Origin of the sequence: Paenirhodobacter sp., assembly GCF_041916475.1 — a bacterium.
Classification (GTDB): Bacteria; Pseudomonadota; Alphaproteobacteria; order Rhodobacterales; family Rhodobacteraceae; genus Rhodobacter.
Genome location: NZ_JAYRZN010000010.1, coordinates 35,862 through 59,852, shown reverse-complemented (window position 1 = coordinate 59,852; position 23,991 = coordinate 35,862). Strand labels below are relative to the sequence as shown.

At 68.0% G+C, this 23,991-nt stretch carries 21 protein-coding genes and 1 riboswitch; of the genes, 6 read left to right on the top strand and 15 right to left on the bottom strand.

Annotated features, from left to right (window positions below; all coding sequences use genetic code 11):
* Window positions 1-41: 41 nt before the first annotated feature.
* The 3 genes from ACOMG5_RS06070 to ACOMG5_RS06060 all read right to left on the bottom strand — a co-directional run bounded on the left by ACOMG5_RS06070 (window position 42) and on the right by ACOMG5_RS06060 (window position 2,759).
* Window positions 42-1,016, bottom strand: coding sequence for a C4-dicarboxylate TRAP transporter substrate-binding protein (locus ACOMG5_RS06070; RefSeq protein WP_420342902.1), 975 nt, complete (start codon window positions 1,014-1,016; stop codon window positions 42-44).
* A gap of 23 nt (window positions 1,017-1,039) precedes the next feature.
* Window positions 1,040-1,741 (bottom strand): FadR/GntR family transcriptional regulator, encoded by a 702-nt coding sequence (locus tag ACOMG5_RS06065; protein WP_420342901.1) that lies wholly within the window; start codon window positions 1,739-1,741, stop codon window positions 1,040-1,042.
* A gap of 115 nt (window positions 1,742-1,856) precedes the next feature.
* Window positions 1,857-2,759: an FCD domain-containing protein gene (locus ACOMG5_RS06060; RefSeq protein WP_420342900.1), complete on the bottom strand. Its 903-nt coding sequence runs from the start codon at window positions 2,757-2,759 to the stop codon at window positions 1,857-1,859.
* A 120-nt stretch (window positions 2,760-2,879) separates the two neighbouring features.
* Here ACOMG5_RS06060 and ACOMG5_RS06055 point away from each other — a divergent pair, with 120 nt between their 5' ends.
* Genes ACOMG5_RS06055 through ACOMG5_RS06045 form a run of 3 tightly spaced genes read left to right on the top strand, consistent with a single transcriptional unit; the run spans window position 2,880 to window position 6,455 of the window.
* Window positions 2,880-3,872, top strand: coding sequence for a zinc-binding alcohol dehydrogenase family protein (locus ACOMG5_RS06055; RefSeq protein ID WP_420342899.1), 993 nt, complete (start codon window positions 2,880-2,882; stop codon window positions 3,870-3,872).
* The gene (locus ACOMG5_RS06050) at window positions 3,865-4,956 is read left to right on the top strand and encodes a mannitol dehydrogenase family protein (protein ID WP_420342898.1); all 1,092 of its coding nucleotides are present in this window, start codon (window positions 3,865-3,867) and stop codon (window positions 4,954-4,956) included. The genes ACOMG5_RS06055 and ACOMG5_RS06050 overlap by 8 nt, the downstream gene beginning before the upstream one ends.
* Window positions 4,953-6,455 carry a UxaA family hydrolase gene (locus tag ACOMG5_RS06045; protein ID WP_420342897.1) on the top strand — a complete coding sequence of 501 codons (1,503 nt, stop codon included), beginning with the start codon at window positions 4,953-4,955 and terminating at the stop codon, window positions 6,453-6,455. Before ACOMG5_RS06050 ends, ACOMG5_RS06045 begins: the two co-directional genes overlap by 4 nt.
* A 50-nt stretch (window positions 6,456-6,505) precedes the next feature.
* Here the strand turns inward: ACOMG5_RS06045 and ssuD (ACOMG5_RS06040) are convergent, their stop codons facing one another.
* From ssuD (ACOMG5_RS06040) to ACOMG5_RS06000, 9 genes are all read right to left on the bottom strand, one after another.
* Window positions 6,506-7,675: an FMNH2-dependent alkanesulfonate monooxygenase gene (gene ssuD, locus ACOMG5_RS06040; protein WP_420342896.1), complete on the bottom strand. Its 1,170-nt coding sequence runs from the start codon at window positions 7,673-7,675 to the stop codon at window positions 6,506-6,508.
* 30 nt (window positions 7,676-7,705) lie between these two features.
* Window positions 7,706-8,437 carry an ATP-binding cassette domain-containing protein gene (locus tag ACOMG5_RS06035; protein WP_420342895.1) on the bottom strand — a complete coding sequence of 244 codons (732 nt, stop codon included), beginning with the start codon at window positions 8,435-8,437 and terminating at the stop codon, window positions 7,706-7,708.
* The gene (locus ACOMG5_RS06030; RefSeq protein ID WP_420342894.1) at window positions 8,434-9,255 is read right to left on the bottom strand and encodes an ABC transporter permease subunit; all 822 of its coding nucleotides are present in this window, start codon (window positions 9,253-9,255) and stop codon (window positions 8,434-8,436) included. Before ACOMG5_RS06030 ends, ACOMG5_RS06035 begins: the two co-directional genes overlap by 4 nt.
* 10 nt (window positions 9,256-9,265) lie before the next feature.
* The gene (locus ACOMG5_RS06025; RefSeq protein WP_420342893.1) at window positions 9,266-10,219 is read right to left on the bottom strand and encodes an aliphatic sulfonate ABC transporter substrate-binding protein; all 954 of its coding nucleotides are present in this window, start codon (window positions 10,217-10,219) and stop codon (window positions 9,266-9,268) included.
* A 323-nt stretch (window positions 10,220-10,542) separates the two neighbouring features.
* Window positions 10,543-11,928 (bottom strand): FAD/NAD(P)-binding protein, encoded by a 1,386-nt coding sequence (locus tag ACOMG5_RS06020; RefSeq protein WP_420342892.1) that lies wholly within the window; start codon window positions 11,926-11,928, stop codon window positions 10,543-10,545.
* Window positions 11,929-12,190: 262 nt separating this feature from the next.
* Window positions 12,191-13,600, bottom strand: coding sequence for an FAD/NAD(P)-binding protein (locus ACOMG5_RS06015; protein ID WP_420342891.1), 1,410 nt, complete (start codon window positions 13,598-13,600; stop codon window positions 12,191-12,193).
* 7 nt (window positions 13,601-13,607) lie between these two features.
* The gene (locus tag ACOMG5_RS06010) at window positions 13,608-14,180 is read right to left on the bottom strand and encodes an NAD(P)H-dependent oxidoreductase (RefSeq protein WP_420342890.1); all 573 of its coding nucleotides are present in this window, start codon (window positions 14,178-14,180) and stop codon (window positions 13,608-13,610) included.
* A gap of 127 nt (window positions 14,181-14,307) precedes the next feature.
* On the bottom strand, window positions 14,308-15,447 hold the full coding sequence (gene ssuD / locus ACOMG5_RS06005) for an FMNH2-dependent alkanesulfonate monooxygenase (RefSeq protein ID WP_420342889.1): 1,140 nt from the start codon (window positions 15,445-15,447) through the stop codon (window positions 14,308-14,310).
* Window positions 15,448-15,580: 133 nt separating this feature from the next.
* Complete coding sequence (locus ACOMG5_RS06000; RefSeq protein ID WP_420342888.1) at window positions 15,581-16,849, bottom strand: SfnB family sulfur acquisition oxidoreductase; 1,269 nt, start codon at window positions 16,847-16,849, stop codon at window positions 15,581-15,583.
* Between the two features lie 434 nt (window positions 16,850-17,283).
* Between ACOMG5_RS06000 and ACOMG5_RS05995 the strand changes: the two genes are divergently transcribed.
* From ACOMG5_RS05995 to ACOMG5_RS05985, 3 genes are all read left to right on the top strand, one after another.
* Window positions 17,284-18,504, top strand: coding sequence for an acyl-CoA dehydrogenase family protein (locus ACOMG5_RS05995; protein ID WP_420342887.1), 1,221 nt, complete (start codon window positions 17,284-17,286; stop codon window positions 18,502-18,504).
* Window positions 18,505-18,661: 157 nt separating this feature from the next.
* Complete coding sequence (locus tag ACOMG5_RS05990) at window positions 18,662-20,125, top strand: LLM class flavin-dependent oxidoreductase (RefSeq protein ID WP_420342886.1); 1,464 nt, start codon at window positions 18,662-18,664, stop codon at window positions 20,123-20,125.
* A 56-nt stretch (window positions 20,126-20,181) separates the two neighbouring features.
* Window positions 20,182-20,311, top strand: a riboswitch (FMN riboswitch).
* A 73-nt stretch (window positions 20,312-20,384) separates the two neighbouring features.
* Window positions 20,385-20,813, top strand: a complete 429-nt coding sequence (locus ACOMG5_RS05985) for a 6,7-dimethyl-8-ribityllumazine synthase (RefSeq protein ID WP_420342885.1) — start codon at window positions 20,385-20,387, stop codon at window positions 20,811-20,813.
* Window positions 20,814-20,817: 4 nt separating this feature from the next.
* Here the strand turns inward: ACOMG5_RS05985 and ACOMG5_RS05980 are convergent, their stop codons facing one another.
* From ACOMG5_RS05980 to ACOMG5_RS05970, 3 genes are read right to left on the bottom strand one after another with little or no spacing between them, the layout of a single operon-like run.
* On the bottom strand, window positions 20,818-21,564 hold the full coding sequence (locus tag ACOMG5_RS05980; RefSeq protein ID WP_420342884.1) for an ABC transporter ATP-binding protein: 747 nt from the start codon (window positions 21,562-21,564) through the stop codon (window positions 20,818-20,820).
* A gap of 45 nt (window positions 21,565-21,609) precedes the next feature.
* Complete coding sequence (locus tag ACOMG5_RS05975) at window positions 21,610-22,935, bottom strand: ABC transporter substrate-binding protein (protein WP_420342883.1); 1,326 nt, start codon at window positions 22,933-22,935, stop codon at window positions 21,610-21,612.
* 20 nt (window positions 22,936-22,955) lie between these two features.
* Window positions 22,956-23,990 (bottom strand): branched-chain amino acid ABC transporter permease, encoded by a 1,035-nt coding sequence (locus tag ACOMG5_RS05970; RefSeq protein WP_420342882.1) that lies wholly within the window; start codon window positions 23,988-23,990, stop codon window positions 22,956-22,958.
* Window position 23,991: the final 1 nt, after the last annotated feature.

Genomic DNA, 23,991 nt, shown 5'->3' with positions numbered 1-23,991 from the left:
TCAGCTCCGGCCAGCCCCGGAAGGGCCGGCCGGAGACGGGATCATTTCGCCAGTTCGGCCTGGATCTGGTCGTAGAGACCCGGGGTCCAGTCCGGGAACATGGTGTAGAAGGGCTTGGTCTTCTCGCGGAAGGCCGCGACGTCGGGCTGGGTCACGGTGACGCCCTGTGCCTTCATCGCGTCGAGCATCTTCGCCTCTTCCTGCACCGCCAGCTCCTGACTGTAGAGGCCCGCCTTGTAGCCGGTCTCGTGCAGCATCTCGACGACCGAAGGGTCCAGCGTCGCGAAGAAGGCTTCGCCGCCCAGCCACAGCGAGGTGTTGGTCAGGTAGCTGATCATCGACAGCTCCTTGGCCTGCTCATGCAGTTTCTGGCCGTAGAGCACCGGCAGCGGGTTTTCTACGCCGTCGATCACGCCCTGCGTCAGCGCCGGATACACATCGCCCAGCGGCATCGGCGTCGGCGTCGCGCCCATCAGCTCGATCGCCTTGATCTGCATGATGTTGTTGGGCACGCGGATCTTCAGCCCGGCCATGTCCTCGGGCTTCTCCACCTTCTTCTTCGCCAGCAGCTGGCGGGTGCCGTAAAGGTAGTTCTTGATGACGATATGGACGCCCTTCTCGCGCAGGGCCGCTTCCTTCTTCTTGAACCAGTCGCTCTCGTAGATCTTGAACAGCTGGTCGGGGCTGTCGGTCAGGTAGGGCCCGAACAGGATGCCGAGGTCCGGGTCGTAATCGGTCAGGAAGCCCACATCGGCGATGGTGATCACGTTCACGCCGAGCAGGCCCTGCTCGATCACGTCGAGCTTCGCGCCGAGCTGCGAGGACGGATAGAGCTCGAGCGCCACCTTGCCGCCCGAAGCCTCCTTCACCAGATCGGCCCAGCGGTGCATCACCAGGTCGGCCGGCTCGCCGGGGTTGTTCTCATAGGCGACCTTGACGACCACATCCTGTGCCGCGGCGGGCAGGAAGGCTGCGGCAGAAAGCAGGGTCGCGAGGGCGATGGATTTCAGGTTCATGGGTCTCCTCCCGTTGAAGCGCGTCAGGGGCCCGGCGGCGCGGCCGGGGTTTTGCGTTCGGACAGGGCGGCGAATACCGCCCCCGAATGATCGAAATGGGCGTTCAGTGCCGCCATCAGCGCCGCCGCATCGCCCGCGCGCAGGCAGGCGATGATGCGGTCGTGCTCGGCCATGGACTGCGCCGTCTCCGGCTGGTGCGACTTGCCGACCTCCAGATAGTATTTCAGCGGCACCGACAGCACCCGGTACATCCGGATCAGCACCGTGTTGGCGGTGGCCTCGACCAGCGCCATGTGAAAATCATAGTCGTGCCCGGCGGCCTCGGAGGCGGTCATCGCCCGCCCCATCCGCGCATTGGCCTCCGCCATCCGCGCCAGCAGCTCCGGCGTCGCGCCGCCCGCGGCGAAGGGGGCCGCCCCGGTCTCCACCATGCGGCGGAAATCCAGCACGTTGCGCAGCGTCGCGGCGGAATGGTCGAAATGCTGCACGAAGGCGGCAAAGATCGGGTCGAAATCGGGCTGACGGACGCGGGCGCCACGGCGGGTCTTCTCGATCAGGCCAAGCGCCTCGAGGTGGATCATCGTCTCGCGCACGGTGTTGCGCGCCACGCCGAAACGTTCGGCCAGCTCGCGCTCGTTGGGCAAGAGATCGCCGATTTGCATGCGCTCGACGATCTCCTGGCGGAGCATTTCGCGAAGGTCTTCGACTGCTGTCTGTCCCGCCATGGCCTCCCCTCCACCGGCTTTGGTCCTATGGTTGGACCAAACATGGGTAACAGGAATGCGAGAAAACGGAGCCGCCTGTCAATCCGATTCTTTTGAAACTTTGTTGCGCGCCGGATCAGCCCTCGGCCCAATGGACCGAGGCCATCAGCGTGGTGTAGGCCGTGGCGAGGTGATGATCGAGCGCCTGCGCCGCCCGCGCCGCATCCCCGTCCAGAACCGCGTCGATGATAGCGAGATGCTCGGCCACCGCATCGCGGTTCCGGCGCAACTCGTCACGCTTGTTCCAGCGGTAGTGGAAATGCACGATGATCGAGATCGTCCGGCTGAAATCCGCGATGAAGCGGTTGCGCGCCGCCTCGCACAGCAGATGGTGGAACCGCGCATCCAGCGCCGGAAACGCCAGCAGCGCCGCCTCCGGCCCCGCGCAGAGCGCCGCATGCTCGGCCCGCAGCGCGATCAGCTCAGCGCGCCGCGCCCCCTCCGGCCCGCAGAGCGCCAGAAGCCCGGCCAGCGCCCGGCGCTCGAACATCTCGCGCACCGCAAACATTTCCTCGGCGAAATCACGAGTGAAGCCCTTCAGCACCCAGTGCCGGTTCGGCCGCTTCTCGATCAGGCCGAAGGGCTCGAACCGGATCAGGAATTCGCGCAGCGTCGCCACCGGCACATCGAACCGCCGCGCCAGCTCCGCCTCGTTGATCGTGGTGCCGGGCGGCACGTCTCCCTGCAGCACCCATTGCAGGAACGGGCCTTCCACCAGCTCCTGGCGCGAGCGCGTTTCCTCCTCGTCGAACCGGTCCCCCGGCCCCGGATTCCGGCGCAGCACCTTGCGCCGCCCATCCCACGAAATCACGCCCTGCTCCACCAGATGCGCGAGCACCGCCCGCACCGTGGTGCGGCTGGCGTCCAGATCCGCCGCCAGCTCGCCCTCCGCACCCAGCTCGTCGCCGGGGCGCATGCCCGCAAGCCGGTCGATCAGCCGGTTCACCTGCAATTTGAACAGCTTGCGATCGCGTGCCATGGCTTCTGCGCCGCCTCCGCCGAAATTCGTTTGACGCTTGGTTCTTTTTAAATAAAAAACATATCGACGGGCAAGCCGGATTCGCGCCCTGCCCCCTCATGCCGGAGTGAAAGTGAACCGATGAGCCTGATGAAATCCCTGGTCTGTGCCGAACCCGGCCGCTTCGAGCTCTCCGAGCGCCCCCGCCCCGCGGCAAAGCCCGGGCATGTGCGGGTGAGAATCGGCCATATCGGGATCTGCGGCACCGATTATCACATCTACGGCGGCCATCAGCCGTTCCTGGCCTATCCGCGGGTGATGGGGCACGAACTGTCGGGCCATGCCACCGAAGCCACCGCCGACGGGCGGATCGCGGCGGGCGATCTGGTCGTGATCAACCCCTACCTGACCTGCGGCACCTGCCGGGCCTGCCGCAAGGGCAAGCCGAACTGCTGCGAGAACATCGCCGTGCTCGGCGTGCATACCGATGGCGGCATGTGCGAGGAGATCGTGGTGCCGGAGGCGAATGTCTATCCGGCGACGGGCCTTTCCGAGAAAGCCGCCGCGATGGTGGAATTCCTGGCGATCGGCGCCCATGGCGTGCGCCGCGGCGGGGTCAGTTCGGGGTCGAGCGCGCTGATCGTGGGCGCCGGGCCGATCGGCATCGGCGCCGCGCTCTTTGCCGCGATCGAGGGCGCCGAGGTGACGCTGCGCGACACCTCCGCCTCGCGGCTGGAGCTGGCGCGCAAGGTGCTGCCCGAAGCCCGCTTCGAGCTGGTTTCCGAAGCAGCGCCCGAGGTCTATGACACCGTGTTCGACGCGACCGGCAACATCCATGCGATGAATGCGGGGCTGCAATATCTGGGCCATGGCGGCGCCTATGTGCTGCTGTCGGTGGTGAAGGGAGACCTGAATTTCGCCGACCCGGAATTCCACAAACGCGAGACGACGCTGTTTGCCAGCCGCAATGCGCTGAAGGCCGATTTCGACCATGTGATGGCGCAGATGCGCAACGGCCGGGTGCCGGTGGATGCGCTGGCCACCCATGAGACCAGCTTCGAGGACGCCGTGGCCAATCTGCCCCTCTGGGCCGAAGACCGCGGCACGCTGATCAAGGCGATCATCCGTGTCTGAGCCCACCCCCATCGTGCAGTTCGGCACCTCGCGCTTCCTGCAGGCGCATGCCGATCTGTTCTTCTCCGAGGCCTGCCCGCCGCGCACGGTGAGCGTGGTGCAAAGCTCGGGCGATCCGGCCCGGGCTGGGCGTCTCGCGGCGCTGGCGCAGGGCTATCCGGTGATCGTGCGCGGGCTGGAGAACGGCGCGCCGGTGGAGACCACGCTGCGCGTGAACGCGGTGCGGCGCACGCTTTCCACCGCGACGGACTGGGCCGAGCTCACCCGCGTGTTCGTGGAGGAGGCGGAGGTCGTCATCTCCAACACTGGCGACGCCGGCTACCAGCCGCGCCCGGCCGATGTGGGGCCCGCGCCGGTGCAGGAGATGAGCTTCCCCGCGAAGCTGTTCCATCTGCTGGCCGCGCGCCATGCGGCGGGTGGGCGCGGGCTCACCGTGATGCCGCTGGAGCTGGTGCCCGAGAACGGCAAGGTGCTGAAGGCGCGCGTGCTGGAGATCGGCGCGGGCAATGGCGCGGATCCTGCGCTGCTGGCGTGGATTGGCGCCCTGCCCTTTGCCAACAGCCTGGTGGACCGGATTGTCTCCGAGCCGCTGGAGCCTGCGGGCGCGGTGGCCGAGCCCTATGCGCTCTGGGCGATCGAGGCGGCGCCGGGGGTGGCGGCGCCCTGCGCCCATCCCCGCGTGCAGATCGTGCCCGACCTCGAGGAGATCGAGCGGATGAAGCTGCATATCCTGAACCTCGGCCATACGGCGCTGGTGGATTTCTGGAAGGCCTCCGGCGCGCAGGAAGACGCGCTTGTGCGCGAGCTGATGGCCGGGCCGGAGGGCGCGGCGCTGCTTGCGCTCTATGCGGCCGAAGTGCTGCCCGGCTTTGCCCATATGGGCCGCGGTGCCGAGGCAGAGGCCTATCTCGCCACCACGCTTGACCGCTTCCGCAATCCGTTCCTCGATCATCGCATCGCCGATATCGCGCAGAACCACCCGCAGAAGGCCGAACGCCGGATCGGCGCTTTCCTCGGCTGGCTCGGGCCGGATGCCCCGGCCACGCCCCTCCTGCATGCAATCCTAGAGAGAGCCCGCGCATGACCGCCTCCCGCCCCGCCTTCATGCATCTGAGCCCGGCCGATACCGTCGGCGTGGCGCTGCGCGCGCTGAAATCGGGCGAGGCGGCGCTTGGCGTCACCCTGCTTGCGGATATCCCGCAGGGGCACAAATTCGCGATCACCGCGATGGCGAAGGGTACGGCGGTCGTCAAATACGGCCAGGTGATGGCGGTCGCGACCGAAGACATCGCCCCCGGCGCCCATGTGCACAGCCACAATGCCGCCATGTCGGACAGCCATTCCGATCAGGCCAGCGCCCCCGGCGTGCTCCATGCGGCGCCCGCGCGCACCACCTTCCAGGGCTTCGCCCGGCCGGACGGGCGCGTGGGCACGCGCAACTACATCGGCATCCTCGCCTCGGTGAACTGCTCCTCCACCGTCTGCAATTCCATCGCCGAGACGGCGAACCGGCTGCTGCTGCAGCACTTCCCCAATATCGACGGCTTTGCCCCGATCGTGCACGATCAGGGCTGCGGCATGGCCAACCAGGGTGAAGGCTTCGACGCGCTGGTGCGCGTGCTGAAGGGCTACCGCGACCATCCGAATTTCGGGGGCGTGCTGATCGTCGGGCTCGGCTGCGAGGTGAACCAGCTCACGCTCTATCAGCGCAGCGACTGGACCGAGGAACGCATCGGCATCTTCAATATCCAGGACGTGGGCGGCTCGGCTTCGGCTGTGCGCCGCGCGATGGAGCTGCTGGAGCCGATCTGTGCCGCCGCCAATGCCGACAGCCGCAGCGCACAGCCGGTGTCGAAGCTGGTGTTGGGCATGCAATGCGGCGGATCGGACGGGTTTTCGGGCATCACCGCGAACCCGGCGCTTGGCGTCGCCTCTGATATGCTGGTGGCCGCAGGCGGCACCTCGATCCTGTCGGAAACGCCCGAAATCTACGGCGCTGAGCATCTGCTGATCGCGCGGGGCGATGCGGCCACGGGGGCAAAAATCCGCGCCATGATCGACTGGTGGCGCGACTATACCGCGAAGAACGGCGCCAGCCTCGACAACAACCCCTCACCCGGCAACAAGAAGGGCGGCCTGACCACGATCCTGGAAAAGAGCCTGGGCGCGGTCGCGAAGGGCGGGCTGTCGCCGCTTGCCGGCGCCTTCGCCTATGCCGAACAAATTCGGATCCCGGGCTTCGTCTATATGGACAGCCCGGGATACGACCCGGTGGCGGCCACGGGCCAGGTCGCTGCCGGGGCCAATCTCATCGCCTTCACCACGGGGCGCGGCTCGTGCTTCGGCGCGAAGCCCGCTCCCTCGATCAAGCTCGCCTCCAACAGCGCCCTGTTCCGGCAAATGCCCGAAGACATGGACATCGACTGCGGCGTGGTGGTCGAGGAGGGCGTGAGCCTCGAGGAAATGGGCCAACGGATCTACGACCTGCTGCTCGATACCGCCTCCGGGCGGAAGACCAAATCCGAGGAATTCGGCTACGGCGACAACGAATTCGTGCCGTGGAAGATCGGCGCGGTGCTCTGAGCGCACAATGACGACCGAAAGGCCCGGGCGCCCGCCCGGGCCTTCGCATCTCAGCGCCGGCCCGCCTTCAGCGCGGCGACATTGCCGCCATGGCCGCCCCCGCCGAAGACCTGCTTCTGCCCGAAGGAGGCGCGCACCGGCGCCGCCGGGGCCGCGATCCCGAGCTCCGGGAACAGCAGCTCGGCCACGCGGTAGGCCTCCTCCAGATGCGGATAACCCGAGGCGATCACCGTATCGATCCCGATCTCCTGATATTCGCGCAGCCGCGCCGCCACCGTCTGCGGCGAACCGACGAGCGCCGTGCCCGCCCCCGAGCGCACCAGCCCGACGCCCGCCCACAGGTTCGGCGAGACCTCCAGCCGGTCGCGCCGGCCCTGATGCAGCGCGGTCATCCGGGCCTGGCCGACCGAATCCGATTGCCCGACCTGCGCGGCCTGCGCCGCGGCGATGGTCTCGTCCGACAGATGCGAAATCAGCTTGTCGGCCGCGGCCCAGGCCTCCTCATCGGTTTCGCGCACGATGAAATGCAGCCGGATCCCGAAGCTGACCTCATGCCCGCGCGCGGCTGCGATCCTGCGCACATGGGCGACCTTCTCCGCCACCTGCGCCGGGGGCTCGCCCCAGGTCAGGTATTTTTCGGTGATCCCGGCGGCGAATTCGATCCCGGCATCGGAGGAGCCGCCGAAATACAGCGGCGGGCGCGGCTCCTGCACCGGCGGCAGCCCGAGCTTTGCATCCAGCGCCCTGATGTATTTGCCATCGAGATTCGCATGGCCGGTTTCCATCAGGCTGTTGAACACCTGGAAGAATTCCTGCGCATGGTCGTAGCGCTCGTCATGGCCGAGGAAGATCCCGTCGCCCGCCAGCTCCTGCGCGGAGCCGCCCACCACGATATTCAGCAGCAGCCGCCCCCCGGAGAGGCGATCGAGCGTGGACGCCAGCCGCGCGTAATAGGCGGGCGAGGCCGTGCCCGGCCGCACCGCCACCAGGAATTTCAGCCGCTCGGTATGGGCGGCAAGGTCCGCGGCCAGAATGAACGATTCCTCGCAGGCGATGCTGGTCGGGATCAGCACGCCGGAATAGCCCAGCCGGTCCGCCGCGCGGGCGATTTCGCGGAAATAGGCCGGATCGCCGGGGCGGCTGAGCGTATCGGTGCCAAGATAGGCGCCATCCCCGGAGGAGGGAATGAACCACAGGAAATCGAGCGGGGTCTTGGTCATGGGTCTGGTTCCTTGCTGTCCGAGCGGATTTCAGGCGGCGTCGCGCCCGAGCAACCGGTCGAGGATCTCTTTTTCATAGGCGGCCACGCCCGCAGAGCCGTGATGGCGCGGGCGCGGCAGGTCGATGGCCAGATCGAGTGCGACCTGACCCTCTTCCAGCAGCACGACCCGGTCCGCGAGGATCACCGCCTCGGCGACGTCATGGGTCACCAGCACCGCGGTGAAGCCCTTCTCGCTCCAGATCCGCTCCAGGAGCCGCTGCATCTCGATCCGGGTCAGGGCATCGAGCGCGCCCAGAGGCTCATCCAGCGCCAGGACCGCAGGCGCCCCGACCAGCGCCCGCGCGAGCGCGACCCGCTGGCGCTGCCCGCCCGAGAGCACCGAGGGCCATTCGCCGCCCCGGTCGGCGAGGCCGACCTCCTCCAGATAGGCGGTGGCGCGGCATTCGGCCTCCGGCCCGACCGCGATCCCGGTGAGGCCGACGGCCACGTTTTCCGCCACCCGCGCCCAGGGCAGCAGACGCGGCTCCTGGAACATGATCCGGGTGCCCCCCGCCCCCTGCACGGCCGCCGCACGCTCGATCCGGCCGCCATCGGGCTGATCGAGCCCGGCGAGCAGCCGCAGCAGCGTGGATTTGCCGCAGCCGCTCTTGCCGATGATGGCCACGAACTGGCCTTCGGGGATGTCGAGGTTGATGCCGCGCAGCACATGCTTCTGCCCGAAGCTGCGGCTCACGGCGCGAAACGTCAGCGCGGCGGTCATGCGTCGCTCCTCTTCTGAAAGGCCGGATGCCATTGCAGCGCCAGCCGCTCCAGCATGCGGGCGAAACTGTCGGCGAGCTTGCCCAGCACCGCATAGATCAGGATCGACAGCACCACGACATCCAGCATCATGAATTCGCGCGCCTGCATCGCCATATAGCCCAGACCCGAATTCGCGGCGATGGTTTCGGCGACGATCAGCGTGAGCCACATGATGCCGAGCGCATAGCGCAGCCCGGCGAAAATGGCCGGCAGGGCACCGGGCAGGATCACCTTCGTGAACAGCGCCCAGGGCTTCATGCCATAGATGCGGCCCATTTCCACCAGCTGCGGATCGATGCCCTGCACGCCCAGCAGCGTGTTCACATAGATCGGGAAGAACACGCCGAGCGCCACCAGGAAGATCTTCGCGCCCTCGTCGATGCCGAACCACAGGATCACCAGCGGGATCAGCGCGAGATGCGGAATGTTGCGCACCATCTGCAGCGTGGTGTCGGTGATATCGCGCGAGAGCGACCAGAGCCCGTTCGCAAGCCCGAGCCCGAAGCCGATCGCGCCGCCGATGATGAAGCCGATCAGCGCGCGCTGCGTGCTGATGGCGATATTGGCCAGAAGCTCGCCCGAAGCGAGGCTGTCGCGGAAGGCCGCGAGCACCGCCGAGGGCGCCGGCAGCACGTTTTCGGAAATCGCGCCACTGCGCGACATCGCCTCCCACAGCAGCACAAGCAGCAACGGCAGGACCCAGCCGATGGCGCCGCGCAGCGACGGCAGCCGCAGCCGCCGCGCGCGCAGGCCGGTTTCTTCGCTGGTGACAGACATGGCGCCCTCCTCAGGCCCGGCCGCCGGACCAGACGGCATCGGCCACCGTGATCTGCTTCGGGATCAGGCCAAGGCGGAAGAAGCGATCCGCCGTCTGCTGCTGGCTGGCGATGATCGCATCGCTGAGCGGGAACAGGCCGAAATCCTGGCGCTCGGCCGCGATCTTCTGCGCGGCCAGCGGCACACCCGTCACCTCATGCAGCGCCTGGGCGACCTTGTCGCGGTTCGCGGCGGCCCAGGCGGCGGCTTCCTTCAGCGCGCCCAGGGTCTTGTCGATCACCTCGGCATTGTCCGCGGTGAAATCGCGGTTCGCGAGGAAATAGCTGTGCACCTTGAGCACATCCGCGGTGCGCACCAGAACCACCGGCTTGAACCGAACCTCGGCCACCGCGAAGAACGGGTCCCACACCGCCCAGGCATCGACCTTGTCAGCCGCGAAGGCCGCACCGGCATCGGCCGGGGAAAGATAGACCGGCTCGATATCCGAAAACTGCAGCCCGTTCGCCTCCAGCGCCGCGACGACGAGGTTATTGGCGCTGGTCCCCTTGCCCACGGCGACCTTGCGGCGCTTCAGATCCGCCACAGTCTTGATCCCGCTTTCGGGCTTCGTGAAGATCGCTTCACCGCGGCCATTGGACGGAAACGCCGCCACATAGGAAATCGCGGCCCCCGAGGCCTGCCCGAAGATCGGCGGGGCGTCGCCAGTCCAGCCGAGGTGAATGGCCCCCACGTTCAGCGCCTCCACCAGCGGCGGACCGGCGGAGAACTCGACCCATTCCGCCGCCACGCCCAAAGGCTGCACCGCGGTCTCGATGGTCTTTTGCTGCTGCGCGATGACCGGCAGGCCGGTCTTCTGATAGCCGATCTTGAGGGTCTTGACCGGGGCCGCGCCGAGCGGCACCCCGGCCATTCCGGCCAGAGCGAGAGAGGTCAGGGCAAACTGGCGGCGGGTCAGTGCGGACATGGGGTCCTCCGAATATCTGGCGAATGTCTGCCGTCCTGCGGCACGTTTCCGGTTCTTGGTATTCCTTGTGGGCGGGCCGTCAACCGAGGCGCCGGCACCGGGGATGCGGCCCGAAGGGCCTCATCGAAGACAATTATTCCTTTTTGAAATCATCGCATTACCACACATTCATTGCCATCCCGCGCAAATCCCCCCGGATCGGAGGAGATCATTCTTCCCCCGACCGCAGGGAGGACGAATGCCCCGTTTCACGCCGGGCCGAAAATGCACCGTATTGAACGCCCCAAATTTCGGGCACATCCGCGCCGGAAGAGCTCCGGCGCTCAGCCGCGCGCCGGGGCGGCAGACTCAGTGGCGATTTGTGCCGCGAGCTGCGCGCATTGCACCCGAATGTCCGGGATCGCGGTGATTTCCCAGCTCGCCCCGCGCGCGCAGGGGCCAATCGCCAGGATCCGGCGCGAGGCCCGCCCATCGCGCATCAGCACCCGGCACTGAAGGTCGGTATCGATCCCGAGCCGCAGCGCATCCAGCCGGCAGGCCCCCCGCGCAAGCAGATCACGCACCACCGGCGCGCTGTCACGCTCCGGATCGCGGCGGATCCCGCGGCAATCAATCGCCCGCGCCGCGCGCAGGGTCACCGGCCCCCCGGCCGTGCCGATGCGAATGCAGGTATGGCCGGGCGCGGCTTCGGCGCCCTGGAAGCGCCCGCGCAGAACGCGCAGCTGCCCCCGCGCGCGGGCATCGGCCAGCCAGCGGCCCGATTCCGGCGGCAGGCGATGGCGGTGCACCTCCCAGAAGCTGGCGGCATGGCGCAGGAAGCGGCGCCGCTCGGCCTCCGGCCAGGCGCGCCAGATCGCGCTGACATGCGGGCGGATCCCATCCACCGCATCACGCCAGCTGCCCCCCGCCTGCTCCGCCTGCCGCGCCAGCCCGCGCAGCCAGCGCATCGCCGCCCCTGCCGAGGCACCAAGCGGCACCTCGCCGCGGCTGACCGGCTGCGCATGCCCATCGGCATGGACCTGAGGCAGCAAGCCCCGCCGCGAGCTGCAGGTGATCGGGCCGCGATGGCCATTGCGCAGCAGCGAAATCACATGATCGACCATCGACAGCCCGGTGCCGATGATCACGACCTCGGCCGCCGGGTCCTCGGGCAGCGTGAAGTCCCAGGCATCGGCGAGCCCCTCGGGCATCTGTGCCGGGACGGCATGGCCGGTGGCCAGAATGGCGCGGTCGCCGCGGATGCAGCTGCCGTCGTCCAGATGCGCGATGACGGCACCGCCTATTTCCTCCAAGCGCAGGCATTCGCCGCGCACGCAGCGCATTCGGCCGCTTTGTTCGTCTTCGGTCTCGATCAGATCGGTGAGGTAGCGCCCGTAGACCCGCCGGCCCACGAAACTGTCGGGCGTGGCGCCCGGCGCGCGGCCGGTGGCCTGCAGCCATTTCTGGAAATGATCGGGCTCTTCGTTGAAGGCGCTCATGTTGTGCACGCGCGTGTTCAGCAGATGGCCCGGGTCCGACGTGGCATAGGCAATGCCGCAGCCAAGGATCTCGCGCTTCTCGATCACGCTGACGCGGATCGAGGGATCCGCCTTCAGCAGGTGCAGCGCCATCAGCGCGCCGCTGGCGCCCCCGCCGATCACCAGCACATGGCTACAGAAAGGCTCCAGTGCCTGAGGCGGAGAGAATTCTGCCGGGTTGAGGCTCGTCATGCGCATCTCCTGTCCTGCGTGAGGCGTTCCGATCCCGGCGCGCGGGACCATCCGTGTCTGCCGAACCGCGCGATGGCGGTGGGAGCCCGCGGGCTCCACGCAAAAAGACTACCATGCTTGTCGTGATTACATTTCTTTTTTGCCGCGGGGTTCGGGAAAAATGTTCTCGGGGGCAGGAAAAGGCCCCACCGTTTCGGCGGGCGCAAAGACACGGGGCGGCCGGGCTTTCTCCGGCCGCCCCTGCGCATGTCTTCGCTCTGTGTCAGGCGGCGGCTTCGTCCTGGCCGGCGACAGTGGCAGAAAGCCTGCGCGCAATCGCCTCGGCCCAGGCCGTCACCTCGGGCAGGCCCATCAGCTCGCCCACGGCGCCGCGCGCCAGAGGGCCGGCAATCAGCAGCCGCTCCCGCGCCAGCCCGTCCGCCCCGATGGCCGCAGCCTCCGGCGTCGCATGGAGGCCAAGGCCCAGCGGATCGGGCGCCAGTTCCCCTGCCACCGAAAGCGCCGCCAGCACCGGATTTCCCGAAATCGCGCGCTCATGGGCCGGGCCGGTGGCGAGAACGATCCGATCGGTATCGATCTCCTGCTGCCCACCATCGCGCAGCGCGACCGTCACCGCGACCCCGAGCGGATGCGGGCGCAGCCCGACGATCCGGCCCGCGACGGGGTGAACGTGACGCCCGGCGATCTGCCGGTTCAGCAGCGCATGCGTTTGCGGCGCGATCCGGAAGCGGTGAATGTCCCACAGGCCGCGCAGATGGCGCACGAGGCGCTTGCGCTCGGGCTGCGGCAAGGCCGCCCAGATCTGCGGCCCCTGCGCGCGCAGCCGGTCGAACACCGCGTGCCAGGTCAGCCCCGCCTGCGCATCGCGCGCAAGCTCTGCCCGCACCCGGCGCAGCAGCCCGCGCGCGGTGCGCGCCGGATCGCGGCTGAAATCGGCGGTGGTCTCGGCCTGCCGCGGCCCGTGCGGCTGCGAGCGGCGGCCATGGCGCGACAGCATGTGCACGGCGGCGGCATGCCCCTGCCGGTGCAGCGTCGCGACCACATCGGCCCCGGTCAGCCCGGAGCCGATCAGCAAAACCCGCTCCCCGGCGCCAATGCCCGCCAGCGCTCCCTCGGCATAGGCATCCGGGATCAGCCGCGGATCGCCCACAAGCCCGCGCAGCGCTCCGGGAACACCCGGCGCCGGATGCGAGACCGCCAGCACCAGATGATCCGCCTGCAGGCTGCGCCCGTCCTCCAGCGTGATCCGGTAGCCCGCGCCCGCACGCTCCGCCGCGTTGGCGCGGCTGCGCAGATGCACGATCCGGCCACTGTCGAGCCAGGGCTGGAGCTGCCGGGCAACGTAGAGGCCGAAGACCCCGCGCGGCGCAAAGACCTCGCCCGCGAGCGTGGCCGAACCAGCCGGCAGGAACGGCGCATCGAAGGAGCTGAGCCAGCGGCGGAAATGCAGCGGATCGGCGGTATCGAGCGACATCTTGTGCTCGGGCACGTTCAGCCGGTGATCCGGGTCCGGCGTGCCATAGGCGAGGCCCCGCCCCAGCTCCGCGCGTGTCTCCACGACGATGATGCGCAGCGCATGCGCCTTGGTCCGGCGCGCCAGATGCCAGGCGACAGCGGCGCCGGAAAACCCGCCGCCGATGATGACCACCGTGGGTTGTGCTTCGCCGGGCATGGCCTGCTTACTCCGCGGCATGCTGCAGCGCGCGCGCCGCCGGGAAGATCAGCTCGAATTCCTCCACGGCACGGCCCAGCCGCTCCAGCGCGGCGGCGCCGGTCAGACGGCCATCGGTGAAATCCTTGTCCGACACATGTACGGCCGTGGACAGGACCCGCGCCTCGAAGAAAGCGAACAGCGGGCGCAGCTGATGCTCCACCGCCAGGGCATGCCTCTCGCCGCCGCCGGTCGCCGCGATCAGCACCGGCTTGCGCAGGAAGGCGGCCGGGTCCAGCAGGTCGATCAGATGCTTGAACAGCCCCGGATAGGAGCCCTTGTAGATCGGGGTCGCGACCACCAGCGCATCGGCCGCGAGCAGAGCCTCCACCCGCGCCCGGGCGGGTTCGGAGAGGTCCGACAGGCGCCGGGCGCGGCCCAGGTCTTCGCCGAAATCGGCGATCTCGAACAGCTCGGTGCGGGCATCGAGCCTTTGCGACGCCAGATCCAGCGCCGTGGCGACAAGGGCGCGGGTCTTCGACGGGCTGGTGATGTTGCCGGCGAGGCCGACGATAGACAGCGCAGGGGACAGTGCGGGCATGGATGCCTCCGATAAATCACGATCTTGGCGCTAGATTATTTCGGCTGTCAGGCCTTCTCCATTCCAAAGACCCGGCCCCAGACAGTATAAACCTCTCCGCCCGCGCCCCAAAGCGGAGAGATCCATCTCAGCTGGCCGCTGCCTGCCGGGTGACGCGGATATCGAAGGCGCCGCCGGTCTGGTTGCCGCGCTGCGTCACCGCGGCCTTGCCCAGGAGCGGGAACACCAGCTCCGCGAAGCGAATCGATTCCTCCAGATGCGGATAGCCCGAGAGCACGAAGGTATCGACGCCCAGCTCCTGATATTCGCGCAGCCGCTCGGCGATCTGCTCGGGCGCGCCGACCAGCGCCGTCCCGGCCCCGCCGCGCACGAGGCCGACCCCCGCCCAGAGGTTCGGCCCGACGACAAGCCGCTCCCGCTGCCCGCCATGCAGGGCCGCCATCCGCGCCTGCCCGACGGAATCCATCTTCGCGTAATTCGCCTGCGCCGCGGCGATATCCTCATCGGTCAGCCGCGAAATCAGCCGGTCGGCTTCGGCCCAGGCCTCGGCCTCGGTCTCGCGCGCGATCACATGCAGCCGCACCCCGAAGCGCACCGTGCGCCCCTGCCGTGCCGCGCGGGCGCGCACATCGGCGATCTTCTGCGCCACGGCCGCGGGCGGCTCGCCCCAGGTCAGATAGGCATCGACATGCTTCGCCGCGAGATCATGCGCCGCAGGAGACGACCCGCCGAAATAAAGCGGTGGATAGGGCCGCTGCACCGGCGGATAGAAATTGCGCGCGTTTTCCACCCGAAGATGCTTGCCGGCGTAGCTGTAGGGCGCATCGCTGGACAGGATCTGCCGCCAGACGGTGAGGAACTCATCCGCTGCCTCGTAGCGCGCATCATGATCGAGGAATACGCCGTCGGCGGCCAGCTCCGCCGCATCGCCGCCCGGAACCACGTTGAGCAGCAGCCGCCCGCCGAGCGCCTGATCCAGCGTCGCCGCCTGCCGCGCCGAGGCCGTCGGCCCCATGATCGAGGTGCGCAGCGCCACCAGAAGCTTGATCCGGCTGGTTTCCGAAATCAGGCTGGCGGCCGTCACCCAGGGGTCCTGGCAGCTGGATCCGGTCGGGATCAGCAGCCCGTCATAGCCCAGCCGCTCCGCCGTCACGGCGATCTCGCGCATATAGGCATTGGTCGGGGGGCGCCCGAAATCCGATTTGCCCAGATAGCGCGTATCGCCCGAGGTGGGCAGGAACCAGAAGATGTCCGGCGATTGGCTCATCGCGATGCTCCTTATTCTTCCCTCCCAGACTGGCCCCGCGCCCGGGCGGGGGCCATTCCAAAGACAGCCCGTTCCGGAGGAGAAAACATGCGGCCGGGGAGGGCGCCGCAACCGTTTCCTCCTCCGGTCCGCCTCAGCTCCAGGGATGCCGGGGCGGGTGTTCGCCGTTCAGATACCAGTTGCCGACGTGGTAGAACTTCCACCGCACCGGGTCGTGCAGCGTATGCACCCGGGCATTGCGCCAGTGCCGATCGAGCCCGTGGGCCGCAAGCGTGGAGCGGGTCCCGCCAAGCTCGAAGAGCTTGTTGGTGGCCTCGATCGCGACCTGCGTCGTGAGCACCTTGGCCTCGGCCGTGCGGATCGTGGCTTCGGTGATGGTGTCGAGCGACTCATCCAGATAGCCGCGATCGATGGCGCGGCCGGCGATCTCCAGCAGCGCCTCGGCGGCATGCAGCTTGATCGTCAGATCCCCGATCGCCTGGATCGAATAGACATCCTCGCCCGCGGTTTCCTTGCCACTGTCGATCCAGGGCCGCGCCTGGGTCTTCAGGAAACGGATGGTCTCGTCGATGGCCGCGCGCGCGATGCCCGCATCGATCGCGGCCTGGATGATCTGCGAGACCGGGCCCTGAATCGAAGGCTGCACGGCCGGATCGCGCAGGCGGATCGCCCGGTCGCGCGGCACGCGGACATTCTCCAGCCGCACCGCGCCCGAGGCCGTGGTGCGCTGACCGAAGCTCGACCAGTTGTTGGTGATGGTCAGGCCGGGCGTGTCGCGGTCCGCGAAGACCAGATAGGCCCCATCTTCGCCAATCGAGACGATCGGCACGATATGCGACAGCAGCGCCCCGGTGGTATAGAACTTCTCGCCGTTGACCACGGCCTCGTCGCCCTCGAAGGTGACCTTGGTCTGGAAATCCGCCACAGAGCGGCCGCCGAATTCCGAGAAGGCATTGCCGAAGCGCAGCCCGGCGAGCGACCAGCCGAACACCTGCTTCTTCTGGGCTTCGGTGCCGTCGATGTCGATCAGCCCGACGATGGCGATATCGTTCTGCGCGATCTGCGCAACCGCCGGGTCACCGCTGGCCACGAGCGCAATCGCTTTCGCCAGGGTCGCATGCGACAGCCCCGGGCCGCCATGGCTCTTTGGCACCAGGATCGACCACAGGCCGCTTTGCGAATACTGGTCCAGCTCCGCGAGCGGCAGCAACCCCTCGCGGTCGCGCAGCGCCGCGCCCTTCGCGAGCTCTGCCGCCAGCGCCGTTGCCACTGCCACCGCATCGGCGTCATCCACCAGCAGATGCGGCGGCTGCGCCGGGCGCGGCCGCGGCGGGACCGGATCGTCGGAATTCACCCGCGGATGCAGGCTATAGTCGATTTCAGTTTCGGTCAGCGAACCCATGTCCTGTCCTCTCGTTGATCTCGTGCGCGGCGACCGAAAAGCCAAGGTCATGAAAATAAGCACTTTATGATCAGTGCCCCGCCCCTGTAGCCTCGCAGCAGCGGCCTGCGCCGGCAAGGAACGGAGATTGTCTTTCTTTGTGCGCGGCGGAGCGGGTTCTTCTCTGCGGCCGCGCTCTGGCAACGCCTCCGTTCCCCGAGGCCCGGCAAATCCCGACTCAGTCAGACGTGATTCGAACCGCCCCTTATCGCCCCGGCGAAAAACCTTCTCGCGGCACCGGTCACCGCGACATCCCCCTGCTCCACCCGCGGCCCAATTCGGAAGGGCACGCTCTCCCCCCGACCGGGCCCGCGGGCATAGACTTCGGCCATGCCCCCTGCGGGGCCCTTCGCGCATATCAGCGCCCCGGCGAGCGGGCGCATCAGGAGAGAGCCATGACCGTACACGACCGCTGGACCGAGCTGCCCGATACCGAAACGCTGAAGGCGCGGTTCCGCCCGGTTTTCGACCGGATCGCCGAAGGCGCCCTGCGCCGCGAGCGCGAGCGCACCCTGCCCTTCGAGGAGATCGGCTGGCTGAAGGAGGCAGGCTTCACCGCGGTGCGCGTTCCGGTGGAATATGGCGGCTCGGGCGCCTCGCTGGTGCAGTTCTTCGACCTGCTCGTCGATCTGGCCGAGGCCGATACCAACATCGCCCAGGCCCTGCGCGGCCATTTCGCGCTGGTGGAGGACCGGCTGGTCGCGCCCCGCGCGGAAGGCGAGCTCTGGCTGAAGCGCTTCGGCGCGGGCGAGATCGCCGGCAATGCCTGGACCGAGGTCGGCGCGGTGAAGATTGGCGACACGATCACCAAGGTCGCGCCCGATGGCGCGGCGTTCCGTATCGACGGCGAGAAATACTACTCCACCGGCACGATCTTCGCCGACTGGATCGACACCTATGCCGTGCGCGCGGATACGGGCGCCCCGGTCATCGCGATCGTGCGCGCGGATCAGGGCGGGATCGAGCGGCGCGACGACTGGGCGGGCTTCGGCCAGCGCCTGACCGGCACCGGCACCACTGTATTCGAGGGCGCGGCCGTCGAGGCGGCGGGGGTTGTGCCCTTTGAGACCCGGTTCCGGTATCAGACCGCCTTCTACCAGCTGGTGCTGGATGCGGTCCTCTCGGGCGCGGCGGCGGCGGCGGTGCGCGATGTGACCGCGCAGGTGCGCAAGCGCACCCGCGGCTATTCGCATGGCTCCGGCACGGTGGTGCGCCAGGATCCGCAGGTGCTGCAGGTGGTCGGTCGGGCGCGCGCCTTTGCCTTCGCCGCGCGGGCCGCGACGCTGGAGGCCGCGCGCGCGGCCGAGCGTGCCTATCTGAGCGCGCAATCGGGCGACAAGGCCGCCGATGACAGCGCCAATGTGGAAGCCGAGCTGGCTTCGGCGGCGGCGCAGGTCGCGGCAGCGGAGCTGGCACTGCGGGCCACGTCGGACCTGTTCAATGCCCTCGGCGCATCCGCGGCAGATACCGGCCTCGCGCTGGACCGGCACTGGCGCAATGCCCGCACCGCGGCCAGCCACAACCCGCTGATCTACAAGGAGCGCATCCTCGGCGATCATCTCGTGAACGGGACTGAGCCGGTCTATGTCTGGCAGATCGGCCAGATCGGCGGCTGAGCCGCCGATACGCGCCCGGAAAACCGGTCTCCCGCCCCTGCCCCGGGCGGAAGGCCCTTCTCCGCACAGGCTCTTCTTTGGAATGGCCAACAGGGCCGGGCCGCGGCATCAATAATCACGACAAGACAAGTAGATTATATCCGGCGCGGCCGGCCCCATGATCCATGAGGACATCATGACCCAGACGAAGAAGCGCATCATCCTGAACGCCTTCGAAATGACCTGCGTCGGCCATCAGGCCGCGGGTACCTGGCGGCATCCCTCCAGCCAGGCGTCGCGCTACAATGACATCGAATACTGGACCCATCTGGCGCAGGAGCTGGAGCGCGGCCGGTTCGATGCGCTGTTCATCGCCGATGTGGTGGGCGTCTATGACGTCTATCGCGGTTCGGCGGAGGCTGCACTGCAAGATGCAGCCCAGGTGCCGGTGAACGACCCCTTCGGCGCGATTTCGGCGATGGCGGCGGTGACGCAGAACGTGGGCTTCGGCGTGACTGCGGCGGTGACGTTCGAACACCCGTATCTGCTCGCGCGGCGGCTCTCCACGCTCGATCACCTGACCAAGGGGCGGCTGGCGTGGAACGTGGTCTCCTCCTATCTGGACAGCGCGGCGCGCAACATCGGCCTCGAGCGCCAGATCGCCCACGACCAGCGCTATGACGTGGCCGAGGAGTATATGGAGGTCACCTACAAGCTGTGGGAAGGCAGCTGGGAGGTGGGCTCGGTGCTGCGCGACAAGGAGAAGGGGGTGTTCACCGATGCCTCCAAGGTCCACCCGATCCGGCATGAGGGCGCGTATTACAAGGTGCCGGGGTTCCATCTGTGCGAACCCTCGCCGCAGCGCACCCCGGTGATCTTCCAGGCCGGCGCCTCTTCGCGCGGGCGCGCCTTCGCCGCGCGCCATGCCGAGGCGATGTTCATCCTGGCGACCACGCCCGAAACGGCGAAGAAGCTCACCGACCAGATCCGTGCCGAGGTGCAGGAAGCCGGGCGCGAGCCCGATGCGCTGAAGATCTTCACCCTGCTGACGGTGATCACCGGCCCGACCGATGCCGCCGCGCGGGCGAAATACGAGGAATACCTGTCTTATGCCTCGGCCGAGGGGGCGCTGGCGCTCTATGGCGGCTGGACCGGGCTCGATTTCTCCTCGCTGGATCCGGATACGCCGCTCACCGCAGTGGAGAACGATGCGCTGCGCACGACGCTGGAATCCCTTGCCGCCGATGGCGAGGCCTGGACGGTGCGCGACGTGATCCGCAAGCGCTCCATCGGCGGGCTCGGGCCGGTGCTCGTGGGCGGGCCGAAGACCGTGGCCGATGCGCTCGAACGCTGGGTCGATGAGGGCGGGGTCGATGGGTTCAACCTGGCCTATGCGGTAACCCCGGCCTCGACCACGGATTTCATCGACTTCGTCGTGCCGGAGCTGCAACGCCGCGGCCGGGCGCAGACGGAATACACCCCCGGCACGCTGCGCGAGAAACTCCTGGGCGACACCGACGGCCTCGCCCGCGACAGCCACCCGGCCGCGCATTGGCGCCAGCACTATGTCGGGCGTGAGAGCGTGGCCGATGCGAGCCACGGCCAGCCTTTTGCCGAACCGGCCCGCCACGCGGCCGAATGAGCTGATGAAAAGGCCCGATCCGCCCTTGCGCGGGCCGGGCCGATCTGAACAACTGCACGCGTTCTCAGGGCGGGGCGAAATTCCCCACCGGCGGTATAGCCCGCGAGCGCCTTCCCCCGGGAAGGGTCAGCAGATCAGGTGAAACTCCTGGGCCGACGGTCATAGTCCGGATGGAAGAGAAGATGCCGCAAGGCCGCATAAGCGCGGCCCCATGGCATGAGATCGCCTTGGGTGACGTGTCACAACAATGGAGATCACGATGACACACACCCGCTATGCCTTCATCAAGGCGCAATGGCATGCCTCGGTCGTGGACCAGGCGCTGAACGGTTTTCTGGAAATCATCCCTGCGGCACAGGTCGATGTATTCGACGTGCCGGGCGCGTTCGAGATGCCGCTGGTGGCGAAGAAGCTCGCGGCGACGGGCCGCTATGGCGCGATCGCTGCGGCGGCGCTGGTGGTGGATGGCGGCATCTACCGGCATGATTTCGTCGCGCAGGCGGTGGTCAGCGGGCTGATGCAGGCCGGGCTGGAGACCGGGGTGCCCGTGCTCTCGGTCTCGCTGACGCCGCATCACTATCAGGATGGCGCGCATCACCGCGCGATATTCGAGGCGCATTTCGTGCAGAAGGGCCGCGAGGCGGCCGAGGCGGCGCTGAGCATCGCCGCCACCCACGCAGCACTCTGATCGCTCAGGCCGCGTGGCCGCCGAGATAACTGTCGCGGATCTCGGGGCGCGCGGCCAGTTCCTGCGCCGGGCCAGAGAGCGTGCTGCGCCCGTTCTCGATCACCGTCGCATGCCGGGCATGGCGCAGCGCCACCGCCGAATTCTGCTCCGCCACCAGCAGCGTCAGCCCGGTTTCCCGGTTGAGCCGCTCCAGCGCGGCAAAAATTTCGGCCACCACCAGCGGCGCGAGCCCCATGGAGGGCTCGTCCAGCACGAAAAGCCGCGGCTTCGCCATCAGCCCGCGGCCGATTGCCGCCATCTGCTGCTCGCCGCCGGAGGTGAGCCCCGCAACGCTGCGCCGGCGCTGCTTCAGCCGCGGGAACAGGTCGTAGACCAGCTCCAGCCCCTCGGCCACGCCGCGCCGGCCGAAGCCGCGCCCGACCGCGCCGGTGACGAGGTTCTCCTCGATGCTCAGCGATTTGAACAGCCGGCGCCCCTCCAGCACCGGGACCAGCCCGGCGCGGATATGGGCGCCCGGGCTGCTCTCGGTCACGTCGCGGCCCTCGAAGCGAATATGGCCAGCGGTGATGCGGCCGCGCTCGGCGGGCAGCAGGTTCGACGCAGCCTTCAGCAGCGTCGTCTTGCCCGCGCCATTCGCGCCCAGAAGGGCTGCGAAATCGCCCTCCTCCACCCGGAGCGAGACCCCGTTCAGCGCCGCGATAGCGCCATTATAGGCGGCCGACACCGCCTCGAATTCCAGTAATGCCGCCATGCTATGCTCCTGCGGATGGGGGCGGCCGCGCCGCCCCCTGGCCGGTCAGTTGGTGGTGACGATATCGACATCCGCCTCGGTGCGGATCTTCAGGCCTTTCTCGGCCGCATAGGCCTCGGAGGATTTCTCGATGATCGGCCGCAGCAGCGCCCAGTCGGGCGCGATCCAGTCCGACACGACCTTCCACTTCTCGCCGTCCCATTGCTGGAAGGTGACGTAGCCATCGCCCTCGTGATTGTCCCAGGTGACCTTGATCGAATGGAACAGGTTCTCGGCCCCCAGCTCCTTCACCCGCGCGGGGCTGAGCTGCAGATGCTCGAAGCCCCAGCGGACTTCGTCGCCCGTCAGCGTGCGGTTACCGAATTTCGCCTGCGCGATCCGCACCGCCTCCACGTTCAGGATCCCGTTGACGATGCCGAGGTTATGATAGACCGAGCCGATCCGGCTTTTGTCCGACAGGTTGCCCTGCCCCTTGTCATAGACCGTGGCGATGATCTCCTTCAGCACCGGATAGTCCTGCCCCGACGCCTGGGTGGTGATCGCGGTATAGCCCTTGGCGGCATCGCCCGCCGGGCGCACATCCTCCTCCGAATTGGACCAGACGTTGCCGATGATCCGGTCCGCCGGGAAGCCGTTGCGCTGCGCCGTGGTCAGCGCCACCGGGTTCATCACCCCCCAGCCGCGCAGCACCACATAATCCGGGCGCTCGCGGCGGATCTGCAGCCATTGCGCCTGCTGCTCGTTGCCCGGATGCGGCACCTCGATCTGCGTCAGGGTGAAGCCGTATTTCTCGGCCAGCAGCTCGTAGATCGGGATCGTTTCCTTGCCATAGGGCGAGCCGTGATACAGCACCACGATCTTCTTGCCCTTCAGCTGGTCCTGCCCGCCCTCCTTCGCGGCGAGGTAGTTGATGATGCCGGAGCTCTCGGAATAGGGGTTCAGCAGCAGCGGAAACACATAGGGGAACACGCGCCCGTCGGTGGTGTCGGTGCGGCCGTGGTTGATGGTGATCAGGGGGGTCTTGTCCTCGGTGATGCCGTCGATCATCGCATAGGCGATCCCGACCGACAGCGGGTTCCAGGCGGCCACGCCCGGATTGGATTTCAGCCGCTGATAGACCTCCACCCCCTTCTCGACCTCATATTCGGTCTCGCCCTCGGAATAGGTGAGCTTCACCCTGTTCACGCCGCCATCGCGGGTGTTGATCAGGTTGATATAGTCGATGAAGCCGCCGAAGAAGCCGGTGCCGCCCGCCGCATAGGGCCCGACGCGATAGGACTGCAGCGGGAAATACTGCTCATCGGCCAGTGCAGGCGTGGCGAGGACGCCCGCCGCGAGCGCCGCGGCGGCAAAACGTTTGAAGAAAGACATGGAAAACTCCGTTGGGTTGGTCAGCTCCGCCGCAGCGCCGCCCGGATCCGGGCCGTGGCCCGGTCCAGGATGGCCGTGAGGCCGTTCGGTTCCGCGATCAGGAAGAGGATGATCACCGTGCCGAGCACGATGCGTTCGACGAGTTTGAGAACCCCCGCATCAAGGACGCCGTCGAACAGCGCCGAGGAGATGCGGGCGAGCAGGAGCGGGAAGACGACGATCAGCCCCGCGCCGAGAAAGGCGCCCCGGATCGTGGCGAGCCCGCCGATGATGATGATGAACAGCACCTGGAAGGAGCGGTCGAGGTTAAAGCCCGCGGGCTCCACCGTGCGCAGATAGGCGAAGGCCCAGAGCACGCCCGCGACACCGATGATGGCCGAGGAGAGCGCGAAGGCCGCGAGCTTCGTGCGCAGCACCGGCACGCCGATCACCCGCGCCGCGGTTTCATCATCGCGCACGGCAACGAGGTTGATGCCCTCGGCGCTGCGCACGATGCGGTACACGAGAAGCGTCGCCGCCAGCACGATGGCGAGCGAGAACAGATATCGCCCCCCCGGCCCGTCGAGCGCGAGCCCCGCGACCGAGAGCTTCGGCGCCGAGATCACGCCCGAGGCGCTGTAATTCGAAAACCAGCCGAACTTCGTCAGCGCCCATTGCACGAAGAACTGCGCCGCCAGTGTGGAAACGGCGAGGTAGAAGCCGCGCAGGCGCAGGCTCGGCAGGCCGAAGAGCGTCCCGATCGCCGCGGCGGTGAGCGCGGCGAGCAGGATCGACACCGGCAGGCCGAGGCCGAGCCGCAGCTGAAAGTTGTAGGCCGCGAAGGCGCCCACCGCCATGAAGGCCGCGGAGCCCAGCGAGACCTGCCCGCCGTAGCCGGTGAGCAGGTTCAGCCCGAGCCCGGCCAGCGAAAGCGCCAGGAAGGGCAGCAAGATCGCCTCGATCACATAGGGCGAGGCATAGAGCGGCACTGCGAGGAGCGCCGCGAGCCCGGCGAGGCCCAGCCCCCAGGGGGCCAGCCGCGGGCGGGCCGTGGGGCTGTCGGCAAGGGTCGTCATC

Coding starts and splice junctions, on each gene's coding strand:
- ACOMG5_RS06070 (WP_420342902.1), bottom strand. CDS start 1,016: ATGAACCTGAAATCCATCGCCCTCGCGACCCTGCTTTCTGCCGCAGCC.
- ACOMG5_RS06065 (WP_420342901.1), bottom strand. CDS start 1,741: ATGGCGGGACAGACAGCAGTCGAAGACCTTCGCGAAATGCTCCGCCAG.
- ACOMG5_RS06060 (WP_420342900.1), bottom strand. CDS start 2,759: ATGGCACGCGATCGCAAGCTGTTCAAATTGCAGGTGAACCGGCTGATC.
- ACOMG5_RS06055 (WP_420342899.1), top strand. CDS start 2,880: ATGAGCCTGATGAAATCCCTGGTCTGTGCCGAACCCGGCCGCTTCGAG.
- ACOMG5_RS06045 (WP_420342897.1), top strand. CDS start 4,953: ATGACCGCCTCCCGCCCCGCCTTCATGCATCTGAGCCCGGCCGATACC.
- ssuD (WP_420342896.1), bottom strand. CDS start 7,675: ATGACCAAGACCCCGCTCGATTTCCTGTGGTTCATTCCCTCCTCCGGG.
- ACOMG5_RS06035 (WP_420342895.1), bottom strand. CDS start 8,437: ATGACCGCCGCGCTGACGTTTCGCGCCGTGAGCCGCAGCTTCGGGCAG.
- ACOMG5_RS06030 (WP_420342894.1), bottom strand. CDS start 9,255: ATGTCTGTCACCAGCGAAGAAACCGGCCTGCGCGCGCGGCGGCTGCGG.
- ACOMG5_RS06025 (WP_420342893.1), bottom strand. CDS start 10,219: ATGTCCGCACTGACCCGCCGCCAGTTTGCCCTGACCTCTCTCGCTCTG.
- ACOMG5_RS06020 (WP_420342892.1), bottom strand. CDS start 11,928: ATGACGAGCCTCAACCCGGCAGAATTCTCTCCGCCTCAGGCACTGGAG.
- ACOMG5_RS06015 (WP_420342891.1), bottom strand. CDS start 13,600: ATGCCCGGCGAAGCACAACCCACGGTGGTCATCATCGGCGGCGGGTTT.
- ACOMG5_RS06010 (WP_420342890.1), bottom strand. CDS start 14,180: ATGCCCGCACTGTCCCCTGCGCTGTCTATCGTCGGCCTCGCCGGCAAC.
- ssuD (WP_420342889.1), bottom strand. CDS start 15,447: ATGAGCCAATCGCCGGACATCTTCTGGTTCCTGCCCACCTCGGGCGAT.
- ACOMG5_RS06000 (WP_420342888.1), bottom strand. CDS start 16,849: ATGGGTTCGCTGACCGAAACTGAAATCGACTATAGCCTGCATCCGCGG.
- ACOMG5_RS05995 (WP_420342887.1), top strand. CDS start 17,284: ATGACCGTACACGACCGCTGGACCGAGCTGCCCGATACCGAAACGCTG.
- ACOMG5_RS05990 (WP_420342886.1), top strand. CDS start 18,662: ATGATCCATGAGGACATCATGACCCAGACGAAGAAGCGCATCATCCTG.
- ACOMG5_RS05985 (WP_420342885.1), top strand. CDS start 20,385: ATGACACACACCCGCTATGCCTTCATCAAGGCGCAATGGCATGCCTCG.
- ACOMG5_RS05980 (WP_420342884.1), bottom strand. CDS start 21,564: ATGGCGGCATTACTGGAATTCGAGGCGGTGTCGGCCGCCTATAATGGC.
- ACOMG5_RS05975 (WP_420342883.1), bottom strand. CDS start 22,935: ATGTCTTTCTTCAAACGTTTTGCCGCCGCGGCGCTCGCGGCGGGCGTC.
- ACOMG5_RS05970 (WP_420342882.1), bottom strand. CDS start 23,990: ATGACGACCCTTGCCGACAGCCCCACGGCCCGCCCGCGGCTGGCCCCC.